At 47.7% G+C, this 13,436-nt stretch carries 16 protein-coding genes; 10 read left to right on the top strand and 6 right to left on the bottom strand.

All coding sequences use genetic code 11. The features are described 5' to 3' along the window. Window positions 1-16 precede the first annotated feature (16 nt). The 6 genes from accB (at window position 17) to purH (ending at window position 6,102) form a co-directional block, all read left to right on the top strand. Window positions 17-475 carry an acetyl-CoA carboxylase biotin carboxyl carrier protein gene (gene accB, locus ACUJFK_RS04535; protein ID WP_445426211.1) on the top strand — a complete coding sequence of 153 codons (459 nt, stop codon included), beginning with the start codon at window positions 17-19 and terminating at the stop codon, window positions 473-475. A 15-nt stretch (window positions 476-490) separates the two neighbouring features. Beyond that, window positions 491-1,834, top strand: coding sequence for an acetyl-CoA carboxylase biotin carboxylase subunit (accC, locus tag ACUJFK_RS04530; RefSeq protein ID WP_226749487.1), 1,344 nt, complete (start codon window positions 491-493; stop codon window positions 1,832-1,834). 122 nt (window positions 1,835-1,956) lie between these two features. Then, the gene (gene prmA, locus ACUJFK_RS04525; RefSeq protein ID WP_445426210.1) at window positions 1,957-2,838 is read left to right on the top strand and encodes a 50S ribosomal protein L11 methyltransferase; all 882 of its coding nucleotides are present in this window, start codon (window positions 1,957-1,959) and stop codon (window positions 2,836-2,838) included. 251 nt (window positions 2,839-3,089) lie between these two features. Further along, on the top strand, window positions 3,090-4,061 hold the full coding sequence (gene dusB, locus ACUJFK_RS04520; protein ID WP_445426209.1) for a tRNA dihydrouridine synthase DusB: 972 nt from the start codon (window positions 3,090-3,092) through the stop codon (window positions 4,059-4,061). 18 nt (window positions 4,062-4,079) lie between these two features. Then, window positions 4,080-4,370, top strand: coding sequence for a DNA-binding transcriptional regulator Fis (gene fis / locus ACUJFK_RS04515; protein ID WP_068228306.1), 291 nt, complete (start codon window positions 4,080-4,082; stop codon window positions 4,368-4,370). 145 nt (window positions 4,371-4,515) lie between these two features. Next, entirely contained in the window at window positions 4,516-6,102 is a 1,587-nt protein-coding gene (gene purH / locus ACUJFK_RS04510) for a bifunctional phosphoribosylaminoimidazolecarboxamide formyltransferase/IMP cyclohydrolase (RefSeq protein WP_445426208.1), read from the top strand. 58 nt (window positions 6,103-6,160) lie between these two features. Here the strand turns inward: purH and ACUJFK_RS04505 are convergent, their stop codons facing one another. After that, window positions 6,161-6,577: a gamma-glutamylcyclotransferase family protein gene (locus ACUJFK_RS04505; RefSeq protein ID WP_445426207.1), complete on the bottom strand. Its 417-nt coding sequence runs from the start codon at window positions 6,575-6,577 to the stop codon at window positions 6,161-6,163. Between ACUJFK_RS04505 and ACUJFK_RS04500 the strand changes: the two genes are divergently transcribed. Continuing rightward, window positions 6,576-6,803, top strand: coding sequence for a hypothetical protein (locus ACUJFK_RS04500; RefSeq protein ID WP_445426206.1), 228 nt, complete (start codon window positions 6,576-6,578; stop codon window positions 6,801-6,803). The two genes, ACUJFK_RS04505 and ACUJFK_RS04500, sit on opposite strands and share 2 nt — an antisense overlap. On the opposite strand, the gene ACUJFK_RS04495 is transcribed toward ACUJFK_RS04500, so the two are convergent. Further along, window positions 6,800-7,138 carry a tRNA-binding protein gene (locus ACUJFK_RS04495; protein ID WP_226749482.1) on the bottom strand — a complete coding sequence of 113 codons (339 nt, stop codon included), beginning with the start codon at window positions 7,136-7,138 and terminating at the stop codon, window positions 6,800-6,802. The genes ACUJFK_RS04500 and ACUJFK_RS04495 overlap by 4 nt on opposite strands. 57 nt (window positions 7,139-7,195) lie before the next feature. On the opposite strand from ACUJFK_RS04495, the gene ACUJFK_RS04490 reads away from it, so the two are divergent. After that, entirely contained in the window at window positions 7,196-7,939 is a 744-nt protein-coding gene (locus ACUJFK_RS04490; protein WP_445426205.1) for a ferredoxin--NADP reductase, read from the top strand. Window positions 7,940-7,978: 39 nt separating this feature from the next. Here the strand turns inward: ACUJFK_RS04490 and traT are convergent, their stop codons facing one another. Next, window positions 7,979-8,800 (bottom strand): complement resistance protein TraT, encoded by an 822-nt coding sequence (gene traT / locus ACUJFK_RS04485; RefSeq protein ID WP_306177134.1) that lies wholly within the window; start codon window positions 8,798-8,800, stop codon window positions 7,979-7,981. Continuing rightward, a complete protein-coding gene (locus ACUJFK_RS04480; protein WP_445426204.1) occupies window positions 8,801-9,529 on the bottom strand; it encodes a complement resistance protein TraT in 729 nt (242 codons plus the stop codon). Window positions 9,530-9,754: 225 nt separating this feature from the next. On the opposite strand from ACUJFK_RS04480, the gene suhB reads away from it, so the two are divergent. Together suhB and ACUJFK_RS04470 are read left to right on the top strand one after the other, a co-directional pair. After that, the gene (gene suhB, locus ACUJFK_RS04475; protein ID WP_226749478.1) at window positions 9,755-10,558 is read left to right on the top strand and encodes an inositol-1-monophosphatase; all 804 of its coding nucleotides are present in this window, start codon (window positions 9,755-9,757) and stop codon (window positions 10,556-10,558) included. A 149-nt stretch (window positions 10,559-10,707) separates the two neighbouring features. Beyond that, the gene (locus ACUJFK_RS04470) at window positions 10,708-11,994 is read left to right on the top strand and encodes a mechanosensitive ion channel family protein (protein WP_306177136.1); all 1,287 of its coding nucleotides are present in this window, start codon (window positions 10,708-10,710) and stop codon (window positions 11,992-11,994) included. A gap of 61 nt (window positions 11,995-12,055) precedes the next feature. On the opposite strand, the gene ACUJFK_RS04465 is transcribed toward ACUJFK_RS04470, so the two are convergent. Both ACUJFK_RS04465 and secF read right to left on the bottom strand, forming a co-directional pair. Next, window positions 12,056-12,427 (bottom strand): rhodanese-like domain-containing protein, encoded by a 372-nt coding sequence (locus ACUJFK_RS04465; protein WP_226749476.1) that lies wholly within the window; start codon window positions 12,425-12,427, stop codon window positions 12,056-12,058. Between the two features lie 59 nt (window positions 12,428-12,486). Beyond that, on the bottom strand, window positions 12,487-13,434 hold the full coding sequence (gene secF, locus ACUJFK_RS04460; RefSeq protein WP_226749475.1) for a protein translocase subunit SecF: 948 nt from the start codon (window positions 13,432-13,434) through the stop codon (window positions 12,487-12,489). Window positions 13,435-13,436: the final 2 nt, after the last annotated feature.

The following is a 13,436-nucleotide window of genomic DNA, read 5'->3' as shown; positions in this document are numbered from 1 at the left end:
CAATCAGGCGAAAGACATGGATATTAGAAAAATTAAAAAATTAATTGAATTGCTGGAAGAGTCTGGCATTTCTGAATTAGAAATTACTGAAGGCGAAGAATCGGTACGCATCAGTCGCCATGGCCCCGCACAACATTATGCGCCACAACCTATGCATTATGCGCCAGCGCCAATGCAGACGCCTGCTCCAGCGCCTGCGGCACCCTCGGCTGCCGCAGTGGAAGCAAAACCAGTAGTCACGGGTCATGTTATGAAATCACCGATGGTGGGTTCTTTCTATCGTGCTGCATCGCCAACGTCGAAAAATTTCGTGGAAGTGGGTCAAGCCGTTAAAGTGGGTGACACCTTATGTATTGTTGAAGCCATGAAGATGATGAACCAAATCCAAGCAGATAAAGCGGGTGTGGTAAAAGAAATCTTGGTTGAAAACGGCGAGCCGGTTGAATTTGACCAGCCAATTTTTATTATCGAATAACATTAAGGCTGACTAATGTTAGAAAAAGTCCTGATAGCCAACCGAGGCGAAATTGCCCTACGCATTTTGCGTGCGTGCAAAGAACTCGGTATCAAAACGGTAGCAGTACACTCTACTGTTGACCGTAATTTAAAACACGTGTTGTTAGCTGACGAAACCATTTGTATTGGCCCAGCACCTTCACCGCAAAGCTACTTAAATATACCCGCATTAATTGCGGCTGCTGAAGTGACAAATGCGCAAGCGATCCACCCAGGCTATGGTTTCTTGGCTGAACGCGCTGATTTTGCGCAACAAGTTGAAGAAAGCGGCTTAGTGTTTATCGGTCCACATCCGGATTCTATCCGCCTAATGGGTGACAAAGTGTCAGCCATTGAAGCGATGAAAAAAGCCGGCGTGCCATGCGTGCCGGGCTCTGATGGTGCGGTAGGCGATGACGCTGCTGTTAACATGAAGATTGCGAAGCGCATCGGGTATCCGATTATCGTTAAAGCGGCTGGCGGCGGCGGTGGTCGTGGTATGCGAGTGGTGCGTACTGAAGAAGAATTAGTCAGCTCTATCGAGATGACGAAAGCCGAAGCGAAAGCCGCATTTGGTAATGACATGGTGTATATGGAGAAATTCCTGGAAAACCCACGTCATATCGAAATTCAAGTTTTAGCTGATGGCCAAGGTAACGCCATCCACTTAGGTGAGCGTGACTGTTCAATGCAGCGTCGCCACCAAAAAGTGGTAGAAGAAGCACCAGCGCCGGGTATTACCCCTGAACTTCGTGCCTTTATCGGTGGCCGATGTGTCGATGCCTGTAAAGTGATGAATTACCGTGGAGCCGGTACTTTTGAGTTCTTATTTGAAAATGGTGAATTCTTCTTTATAGAGATGAACACCCGTATTCAAGTAGAGCACCCGGTTACCGAAATGATTAGCGGTGTCGACTTAATTAAAGAGCAACTGCGTGTTGCCTCGGGTATGCCGTTGACCATCAAGCAAGAAGACATCGTTATCCGTGGCCATGCCATTGAGTGTCGGATCAATGCTGAAGATCCAGTGAGCTTTATCCCATCACCGGGTAAGATCACGCGTTTCCATCCACCGGGTGGTAATGGTATTCGCTGGGACTCGCACATCTATGCTGATTACACGGTGCCACCAAACTATGATTCGATGGTCGGTAAGTTAATCACCTACGGTGAGACCCGTGATATCGCTCTGGCGCGGATGCGCAATGCCTTAGACGAGTTATTAGTGGAAGGTATCAAAACCAACATTCCATTGCATAAAGACATTATGCGCGATGCCGGTTTCTGTAAAGGTGGTACCAATATCCATTATCTGGAAAAGAAATTAGGTATTAAATAACAGCGTTTTACTCACGTGAAACTGAAAAGGGCCTGCGGGCCCTTTTTCTTTTGGCATTCATTGGATCTCTGCTGGTTGCTGGCGCTATAATAAGCGCCTTTTTTCGCTTGTAGAGAACCGCTATGCCTTGGATCCAATTACGCGTCACGACCACTGAAAAGAAAGCCGAACAGGTCAGCGACATGCTAATGAGCTGGGGCGCGCAGGCGGTCACCTTTCTGGATGCGCAAGACACGCCGATCTACGAGCCGATGCCAGGTGAAGTGATTTATTGGGCCAATACCGTGGTGATGGGGCTATTCGATGCCGAACACCCGATGCAAAAAGTGATTGCGCAGCTTGAAAGCACTGCATTATTTAAGGAAGGCGTCAGCTACAAGCTAGAACAGTTAGAAGATAAAGACTGGGAACGCGAATGGATGGATAACTTTCATCCGATCAAATTTGGCGAGCGGCTATGGGTATGTCCTAGCTGGCGCCCTATCCCTGATCCTACTGCGGTTAATGTGATGCTAGACCCTGGCTTAGCTTTTGGTACCGGCACTCACCCCACGACCGCACTGTGCATGCAATGGCTTGACGCACACATTAGCCATGGTCAAACCGTGGTCGACTTTGGTTGCGGCTCGGGTATTTTAGGTATTGCAGCGTTAAAACTGGGTGCCAGCCGTGTTATTGGCGTGGATATCGACCCACAAGCCATTATGGCTTCACGCGCCAACGCGGAACGTAACGATGTGCTGAATCAAATAGAGTTGTACTTACCTAAAGATCAGCCACAACTTCAAGCCGATGTGGTGGTAGCCAACATTTTAGCCGGTCCTTTGGCTGAACTCTCTAGTATTATCAGTGCCTATGTAAAACCGGGGGGCTTATTGGCACTCTCAGGCATCTTGCAAAGCCAAGCACAAAGCGTGATCGATGCCTATGCCGCTGAGTTTACTTTTGACCCCATTGCCGAACAAGAAGAATGGGTACGTTTAAGCGCCAGAAAAAACGTCTAATTCAGCGTCTATTCAGTCAGGCTGTTGATTTTAGATTGGTGATAAAAACAACAACAACACAATTATCTTTTTATCGACATCAGCACTGGCGCTAACATAAGCTTGAGAAAACACGGCTTTTCAGCCTTTTAGGGAATGTCAATCCCTGAAAGGTCAAAAAAAAGCAGGTTTTGTTTAAATAATAACCTTTGCTTTAGTGACAAAAATCCGTAAACTTAGCGCCCCTTGGAGGTAGAGCCTTGGATTCAGTGGTGCGCATAGGTCCATATCAGTTAGCGAATAAGGTAGTTTGTGCTCCGATGGCTGGAGTAACCGATCACACTTTTCGTGAGCTTTGTCGGCGTTTCGGTGCAGCTTTAGCTGTGTCAGAAATGCTGTCAAGCAATCCGCTGGTCTGGCAGAGTGAAAAATCACAGAATCGCATGGGCCATCGTCAGGAGTCTGGGATCCGTTCGGTGCAAATTGCCGGCAGTGATCCTGAACAAATGGCGGCAGCAGCCCGTTATAATGTCGAGATTGGCGCACATATTATCGACATTAATATGGGATGCCCTGCCAAGAAGGTAAATAAAAAACTGGCTGGGTCTGCTTTATTGCAGTACCCCGAGTTGGTTGAACAGATTATCCAAGCGGTGGTTAACGCCGTTGACGTTCCTGTAACGTTAAAAATCCGTACAGGTTGGGATCCGGATAATCGCAATGGCGTGCAAATTGCGCGTATTGCTGAAGATAATGGCATACAGGCACTCGCGGTACATGGTCGTACCAAAGCTTGTATGTATAAAGGAGAAGCTGAGTACGACACCATTGCCGCAATTAAGCAGCAGGTATCGATACCAGTAATGGCGAATGGTGATATTACCACCCCGGAAAAAGCACGTTTTGTGCTGGACTTCACCGGAGCTGACGCCGTGATGATTGGCCGTGCAGCTCAAGGTCGACCATGGATTTTTCGGGAAGTAGTACATTATTTGGCAACAGGACAGAAATTAGCCGCACCTTCAGTTTCAGAAGTGCAGCAAATCCTGTTGGAGCATGTGCAAGGCTTACACCAATTGTATGGTGAACACGCCGGTGCTCGTATCGCCCGCAAACATGTCGGATGGTACTTGGCAGAACATGATCCACAAGGAATTTTTCGCAGTGAATTCAATGGCATTGAGCTGGCATTAACGCAGCTTGATGCATTAAATGACTATTTTCATAAACTAGCAGCCACCTAACGTAAAAGAGAAAAAGCAATGTTTAATTCGAACGTTACTTCGCCATTTATTACTAACGCCCACGTACAAACTCAGGAAAAGCCACAGGCTTTATCTAACGCCGCGCAAAAAGCCGTTGCTAACTATCTGCAACAGTTAAACGGCCAAGATGTTAACGACTTGTACGAGCTGGTTTTATCTGAATTAGAACGCCCGCTACTGGAAGAAGTGATGAAATATACCCGCGGCAATCAAACTCGCGCCGCTAACTTAATGGGTATCAACCGCGGTACGCTGCGTAAGAAACTTAAACAATACGGCATGTCGTAATGCCCCGCAGGGTTCGGCCCTGCTACCAAGCACCTTCGGGTGCTTTTTTATTAGCTGGATCAGGGTAAAACTTCGCTGCTAAGCTCTGTTCCAGCACGGCTTACGCCATGTCACTCTTTCTTTTAGCTACAACGAGATAATCCTGATGAGCACACTTCGTCCTGTCCGCCGCGCCCTTTTGAGCGTATCTGATAAAACCGGTATTGTTGAATTCGCCAAGGCACTCAGCGCCATGCAAGTAGAGATTTTATCTACCGGTGGCACAGCTAAATTATTAGCCGAGCAAGGTATTGCCGTAATTGAAGTTTCTGATTACACCGGCCACCCTGAAATTATGGATGGTCGTGTTAAAACGCTACACCCGAAAATTCATGGTGGTATTTTAGCGCGCCGTGGCATCGATGAAGCTGTGATGACGGCAAATAACATCGGCCCTATCGATTTAGTTGTCGTGAACCTTTACCCATTCGCTAACACCGTAGCCAAAGCGGATTGCTCATTGGCGGATGCAATTGAGAATATCGATATCGGTGGCCCAACCATGGTGCGTGCGGCCGCTAAAAACCATCAAGATGTGACAATTATTGTCAATGCTCACGATTACGCGATGGTACTGGCTGAAATGCAAGCACATGACGGTGCCACCACTCATGCTACGCGCTTTAGTTTAGCTATCAGCGCCTTTGAACATACCGCACAATATGATGGCATGATCGCCAATTACTTCGGCACCATGTTACCGGCATATGACACGCCCACCGCGCCGGCGAGCAAGTTCCCTCGCACCTTTAATAGCCAATTCGTGAAAAAACAAGATTTACGTTACGGCGAAAACAGCCATCAAACGGCGGCGTTTTATGTACAAGCCGGCGCCAATGAAGCATCGGTTGCCAGCGCCACACAATTGCAAGGTAAGGCCCTGTCTTACAACAATATTGCCGACACCGATGCTGCTTTAGAGTGTGTAAAAGAATTTGCCGAACCGGCCTGTGTGATCGTTAAGCACGCCAACCCTTGTGGTGTGGCTATTGGTGAAAACATTCTGGCGGCTTATAACCGCGCTTATGCAACCGATCCTACCTCAGCGTTTGGCGGCATTATCGCCTTTAACCGCGAGTTAGATGACACCACGGCGAAAGAAATCGTTAGTCGTCAATTTGTCGAAGTGATTATTGCTCCTAGTGCCACAGCAGCTGCGGTCGCGGTTGTCGCCACTAAGCCGAATGTACGCTTATTAGTCTGTGGCGAATTTGCTGTTGCCAGTGCTGCCGTGGATATCAAGCAAGTCAACGGTGGCATCTTATTGCAAGACCGCGATCAAGCTACTGTAACAGCGGCTGATTTAAAGGTAGTGAGTCAGCGCCAGCCCACCGAACAAGAGTTAAAAGATTTATTGTTCTGCTGGAAAGTCGCCAAGTTTGTGAAATCGAATGCCATTGTTTATGTGAAAGACAGCATGACCATTGGCGTCGGCGCCGGCCAAATGAGCCGCGTTTACAGCGCAAAAATCGCAGGCATCAAAGCCGCGGACGAAAACTTAGAAGTCAAAGGCTCTGTCATGGCCTCTGATGCCTTCTTCCCGTTCCGCGACGGTATTGATGCTGCCGCTGCTGCTGGTATTACTGCGGTGATCCAGCCAGGTGGTTCAATGCGCGATGCCGAGGTCATTGCCGCCGCAGATGAGCACGGTATGGCTATGGTGTTTACCGGCGTTCGCCATTTCCGTCACTAAACATCTGCTTTAACTGTAAAAAGGCCGCATAGCGGCCTTTTTTATTCCAAAGTCACGATCAGTTTCCATCCAGCGTAAAATCACCTGATAAAATGGGCTTTAAATCATCCGTCGCGCGGTTGTAAACATAGACCCAAGCAGTAACCGCTGCACCATTTTGCAGGGTGACGGGTTGTTTAAGTCGCAGATATTCAGTCGGGCTAGCAAAACCAGGGCGGCACTCTTCATAGGCATCCAGCTCTGTGAGTAAATTTGCAGCTTTCGCTAGCTGATAAACTTCACCAACAACCTGCCAAGCGGGGTCGTTACTTGGCACGGCACCGGGGTAATAATCGACCAAATACAGCTTAGCCTGCAAACCACCCAGCCCGACGAGGCTGGCATATTGCTGCAGTAACTGATAGCAACGATTGCCAGCTGCCCGGCGCGGGGCATGTTGGCGCAGCGTGCCATAGACAAATAAATATTCTGACATGAACAAAGTCCAGATTAACAGTAGCCCGCTATTTTTACATAAATTTAGCCTGAACTGCCCCTTCCAGCGCAAAGCTATTTCTCATTGCGCCGCAAACAAGCCAGCTTACCGCTGTTGTGTGGCAAATCCGCTAAGCAATTGGCTGATAAAAGCCGATATCAGCCTGACGCCACAACAACAAGCGCTGATTGGTGACTATGCTTCTTTAGTTAAGCAGTGGCGTTAACCCAACTTAGCCCCATTGGGCACTGGGCTGTCTACTGATACCAGCACGATAGCACCATCTTCTCTGGCAAAACCGGTAACCAGACACTCTGACTGCATAGGGCCGATTTGCTTAGCTGGAAAATTTACTACTGCCATGACCTGCTTACCCAATAATTGCGCTTTACTATATAAGCTAGTGATCTGGGCACTGGATTTTTTGATACCAATGTCGCTGCCAAAATCTAATTGCAATTTATAGGCGGGTTTTCGGGCCTCAGGAAAATCGTCTACAGCGATAATGGTGCCTACCCGAAGTTCTACTTTGGCAAAGTCTTGCCAGCTGATGGTTTCCATTACACCCTCTGCGTTAAGCTGCTATGCTAATCAAATTAAAGTAAACCGGAGAACGCCATGGCGCAATGGTTAAATGCGACGATAGCGGAAACAATTCACTGGACCGGAAATTTATTCAGCTTAAAAGCCAAGACCGGGCCACTCCCTTTTATTGCCGGTCAGTTTGTCAGACTGGCCATTGATGGCCCTGAAGGAAGGATTCAGCGCGCTTATTCACTGGTTAACCCACCTGACAGCGAATATCAGGAGTTTTTAGTCAGCACCGTTGCCGATGGCTTGTTATCGCCGTTATTACAGCAATTAACGCCAGGCGATACGCTGGGTATTAGTCAGCCGGCTACTGGTTTTTTTATTCTGGATGAAGTACCTGACGGCGACAACTTGTGGCTGATTGCCACTGGCACCGGCATAGGCCCCTATTTATCGATGCTAGCCACCGCTGAACCTTATCAGCGCTTCGCCCATATTATTCTAGTACACAGTGTCAGCAACGCAGTCGATTTAGCCTATAAAGACCTGATAGCCAGCTTTGTGGCAAAGTATCCCGAGCAGTTACACTATCAGCCGATCGTTACCCGCGAAACCTACCCTGGTGCCCTGCAAGATAGGATACCCAAATTAATAAACAGCCAGCAGTTACAACAACAGTGCGGTCAGTTGCTAAACCCAAAATCACAGGTAATGCTTTGTGGTAACCCACAAATGATTACCGACACTAAAGCCTTATTGGAAGGCATGGGTTTAACCAAAAACCTGCGGCGTAACCCCGGCAATATTACAGTTGAGCAGTATTGGAAATAATGTTGTCTTGGCTTTGATAACGTTTTGAGCGTAACGCCGTTAAAAAATGCCGGCCAAAGAACGTAATATACCGTTATGCAAAGAGGGTTCGGCTTCTTCCCACGTTAAATTGGCTTTATTGGCAAAGCCTAGCAACTTCACCTGATACTTACGCCGATCGGTATGTTGCTCCCAGAGCAATTCTAACTGGCCACTATCCCCTTGCCATAAGCGCTGTTCGCTTTGGTCAAGCACAAGCTCATCGCTGTCTGGGGCAATTCGCTCGGCAATTTGAATATCGGCTAACAAGGTAAAGTATTTATCTTTCACCAACTGATTACCAACATATTCTGCGCCTACAATCACCGCAACCACGGCTAAAGCACGCACTACATCTTTGGTATCAAGATCAGTAGAAAAGCCGGCATCGGCATAAACTACACCAGGGCCAGACGCGCGACGGCGCGTTGCCGGCGTGTTATTGGCAACAACACTGCTACCCGGGCGCATAAACTCGGCAATTTGTTGCTCACTCATGCCGTATTGTTCACGAAGCACTTGCTGCGGTGGTTGGTTTAATACGGTTCGAATGTTCACTTGCAACCAATACTGGGCAGCACTGGGGGTATTGACTAACTGATAACCGCGGGCGGTCAACAACGACGCCACATCGCGCATGAGTGGCCGTTGATACTCCGCCGCCGTTTGGCGGATATCTAAAAATACCGTGCGTAATTCGGCTTCAACCGGATCCAAATAAATGGTTTCGCTCATGCGCATTTGCACATCAAGCTTGCCCTTACTCACGGAGGTATGCAGCGCGCCGCAGCCGGATAACAGCAGTAAACCGCTTAAGATCGCGCCTTTGTAAAGCAACGACATTTAGAATAGGCCAGCTAAAGCACGCGCGACGCCATCGGTTAACGGCTGTGCCGCGGCTTCCCATTTTAGGTTTGCTTGATTAGCTGAACTGACAATGCGTGTTTGATATTTACGCATATTGGTTTGCTGAGAATAACTAGACCGAGTACTGCCACTATCACCTTGCAACAACGTATGCTCAGAACGCTCTTGTACTTGGCCAGCAAATCTCTCCATAATTTGAATATCCGTGATCACGCTATAATATACATCTTGTACCATAGCATCGACCACGGTACCCACTACCGCACCCGCTACCGCAGCACCTGCCGTTCCCCCAACTGAACCGCCAGAAGAGCGATGGATCACCGCGCCGGTTACCGCGGCACCAACCGCACCTGGGCCAGCAGCAAGCGCACCTTGACTATCCCGAGCATTGCTACGACCAACTTGTAACACATTTGCCTGTAACCAGTAGTGGGCTTTTGAGGGGCTATCAATGACTTGATAGCCCCGACTGCGCAGCGTCAAGATCACCTCTTCGCGCACATTAAACTCAGGCTTGTCAGAGGTATTACGAATATCAACATAAACCGTGCGTAATTCAGGATCGACTGGCTCAAGAAAAATACTTGAGCTCATTTTAGTTTGCACATCTAACTGTCGTTTAGCCACACTGGTATGCAGTGCGCCACAGGCAGTTAAACTGAGTAAAGCCGCTACAGCAAGCAATCGAGTCAGTAGGTTCATCAAGATATCCCAAAGGTTTTAAACAAGCATAAGCTTATTCTGCGGTTACTGGCTGAATATTATCTGAACAACCCTAGCAATTTATCACGTTTTTAACCTTTTACTGCAACAGACAAATTAAGAAACACCGAGGCAAATGCTTTACTTTTTTCAAGCAACCGCTACAATATGCGCCGCTCTTTTGATTGTTCTTTATACAGCTCTTTTTAAAATAAGGTAATCGCTATGCATCCGATGTTAAACATCGCCATTCGTGCTGCCCGTACCGCGGGTAATATTATTGCACGAGCTTGTGGCCAGCTCGACATGGTTGAAAAACTGCAGAAAGGCAGCAACGACTTTGTTACAAACGTTGACCGCGAAGCTGAACAAGCTATTGTTGCGGTGTTAAAAAAATCTTTTCCAACCCATGGTATTGTCGGTGAAGAACATGGCGATTACGGTAACAACGACAGTGAATTCCAGTGGATTATTGATCCGTTGGATGGCACAACCAACTTCATCAAAGGCATTCCACACTTTGCCGTTTCTATTGCCTTAAAACATCAAGGTAAACTAGACCAAGCCGTTATTTTCGATCCGCTACGTGGCGAATTGTTCACGGCGTCTCGCGGTCGTGGTGCACAATTAAACGGTACGCGTATTCGGGTAAATAACCTGCCAGATATGCAAGGCAGTATTTTAGCCACCGGTTTTCCGTTTAAAGCCAAACACCATTTAGACAGCTACAGCAAAATCTTCAACGCGTTTTTTGCCGACTGCGCCGACATGCGTCGTACCGGTTCTGCCGCCTTAGATTTAGCTTATGTCGCTGCCGGTCGTTTTGACGGTTTCTGGGAAATTGGCTTAAAGCCTTGGGATATCGCCGCAGGTGAACTGATCATCCGCGAAGCCGGTGGTATGGTCTGTGATTTTGCTGGTGGCAATAACCACATGAAAAGCGGCAACATTGTTGCAGCCAGCCCAAAAGTATTGCAAGCTATGGTAAAAGGCATGCGGCCACACCTGTCAGAAACGTTAGCAAAATAAGTTATACGGCCAGCGCTGTGCGGCCATCGCCACAGCGCTGGTATAGCGGGTCATCTATCCGCTGATGGTTGCACTGCTCACAGGCCTGCTCACAGCCTGACTAAGCTGGACGCTTTAGCCCCCTTATCTCAGCCAGTAAAAGGTTTAGCATGCAAGAACTTATTACCACCATCGCTACGATAAAATCTTGGTCAGAGGCCAATCCTCACCTTGCCATGTGGTTAGGCATCGCGATTCTATTATCACTTTCTTGGCTAGCCAATTTTTTGGTTAAGCATATTCTGCTACGTAGCGTCTTCAGTTTATTAGGTTTAAAGAAAAGTCAGTGTGAACAACGCGGCTTAGATTTTCGTTTTGTTAATCGGCTTTCCAATGTGGTTCCTGCGCTGGTTATATCGACCTTAGTCAATCGCGTACCGCTTTTACCCGAACTGCTGGTGCAGGTTACCATTAACGTGACTAACGCCTTTATTGTGCTGACTATCGCTATTGCGCTGAGTAATCTGTTAACGCTGATTAACTCTTTATACGCCCGACGCGAAGATGCACGCAGTAAGCCGATTAAAGGCTATATCCAACTGCTGAAAATTGTGATTTACGCGGTCGCGGTGATTTTGATGATTGCCTCGTTGTTCGACCGCTCACCTTTGATTTTACTGTCTGGCCTGGGTGCGATGGCCGCAGTACTGATGCTGATTTTCCAAGACACCATCTTATCGTTAGTGGCCAGTGTGCAAATCTCCTCTAACGACGTGATCCGCGTGGGTGACTGGGTTGAAATGCCACAACTGCATGCCGATGGTAATGTTATTGATATCGCCTTACATACGGTAAAAATACAAAACTGGGATAAAACCATCACGACTATCCCAACACGCCGCTTTATGACCGATCCGTTTAAAAACTGGCGTGGCATGCAAGACTCTGGTGGCCGACGCATTAAACGTAGCTTAATGCTCGATCAACAAAGTGTGCATTTTTTATCAGAAGAGCAAATCAAAAAGCTCAGTCGTTTCCGGTTATTAACTCAATATATTAGCGATAAGCAGGCTGATATTGCGGCGTGGAATGCTGAACTCAAAGAGCAAGGTCGCGAGCCGGTGAATACTCGGCGTATTACCAATTTGGGCACTTTCCGCGCTTATGTTACGCAGTATCTAAAAAGTCATCCGCATGTGCATCAAGACATGACCATGATGACGCGCCAATTAGCGCCCACCCCAGAAGGCTTGCCACTGGAGATCTATTGTTTTACCAATACCATTGCTTGGGTTGCCTATGAAGGGATCCAAGCGGATATTTTCGATCATCTGTTCGCGATCTTGCCCGAGTTTGGATTAAGTGTTTACCAGCACCCTAGTGGCAAAGACTTACAAATGTTACGTCTGGCATCAGGCCAAGCCCCCTCGCCAGCATCACAGCAAATTGCCGAGTAACGCTAAAACACAGGCTATGGCGACAGTGTATGCTGCGCCATGGCATGCATTCAAGGCTTAATCATAAAGGCTTAATCAGCGGTAACTGACGCTCTTGCCATTCACGAAACCCACCCGCCAAGCTGAACACCTGTTGATAGCCCATCTGCTGCAGGGTTAACGCCGCTAAAGCCGAGCGGTAACCGCCACCACAATACAGTACAATTTTTTGTTTTTTATCGGCAACAGTTTGCTCAATATCACGCTCAATAATCCCTTTGCCCAGATGCATCGCTTCAGGAAAGTGCCCCTGTTGCCATTCGTGATCTTCTCGAATATCTAACAATACATATGGCTGTTCATGAGCTAAAAGCTCATCGATACTGATTTCTTTGATCTGTTGTTTGGCGGCTTCAACCAGTGCGATAAAGCCTGCAGCATGTTGCTTACTCATATTTTACCCATAAAAAATGCCAGTCATTGACTGGCATTTTTAACACAGATTTCGCGAAATTACATTAACGGTTCGGTACCTTCACCTTCTTTCTCAGGTGGTGGTGGTGGTAACATATCATCGCGGTTTAAGCCCAGTTGTACCGCAATACCACTGGCCACAAAGATAGAAGAGTAAGTACCAATGGCGATACCAAATAACAGTGCAGTGGCAAAGTTATGGATCAAGGCGCCACCCATGTAAAACAACACAATCAATACAATAATCGTGGTTAACGACGTAACAACCGTACGGTTTAATGTTGAGGTTACTGCGTCATTGACGGTTTCTTCCGGCGTGCTATCACGTAATTTGCGGAAACTTTCCCGGATCCGGTCAAACACCACGATAGTATCGTTAATTGAGTAACCAATCAGCGCTAGAATCGCCGCCAGTACCGTCAGGTCAAACTCAAGTTGTAACAAGGAGAAAAGACCCAAGGTAATAATGACATCGTGTCCCAACGCTAATACGGCGCCTAATGACAAGCGCCACTCAAAGCGCATCCCCACGTACAACAAGATACCAATTAACGCCGTCAGCATGGCTAAGCCACCCTGCTCTTTTAATTCGTCACCCACTGAAGGACCAACAAATTCAATACGACGCATTTCAATCGGCGTAGCAGAGGTTTCGGATAACGCCGCCATAATCTCATTCGAGATCCGGCTTTGCTCTACCCCTTCTCTTGGTGCAATACGTATCGCAACGTCTTGGCTTGAGCCAAAATATTGCACTACCGCATCGGCATAACCGCGTTCGGCTAAAATGGCACGCACTTGGGTCAGATCAGCGTTTTGGGTGTAACCCACTTCGATAACCGTACCGCCGGTAAAATCCAGCCCCCAATTGATGCCTTTTGTGAACAACAAGCCAAACGAGCTTAGCAGTAACACGATAGACAGCATCAGTGCTGGCATCTTAAAGCGCATGAAATTGAGAGGTTCGTTAAAACTAAATATTCTCACAC

The sequence above is a fragment of the Alishewanella sp. HL-SH06 genome (assembly GCF_052656265.1).
The sequence above is the reverse complement of the archived record's forward strand: the minus strand, read 5'-3'. Positions and strand labels throughout refer to the sequence as shown.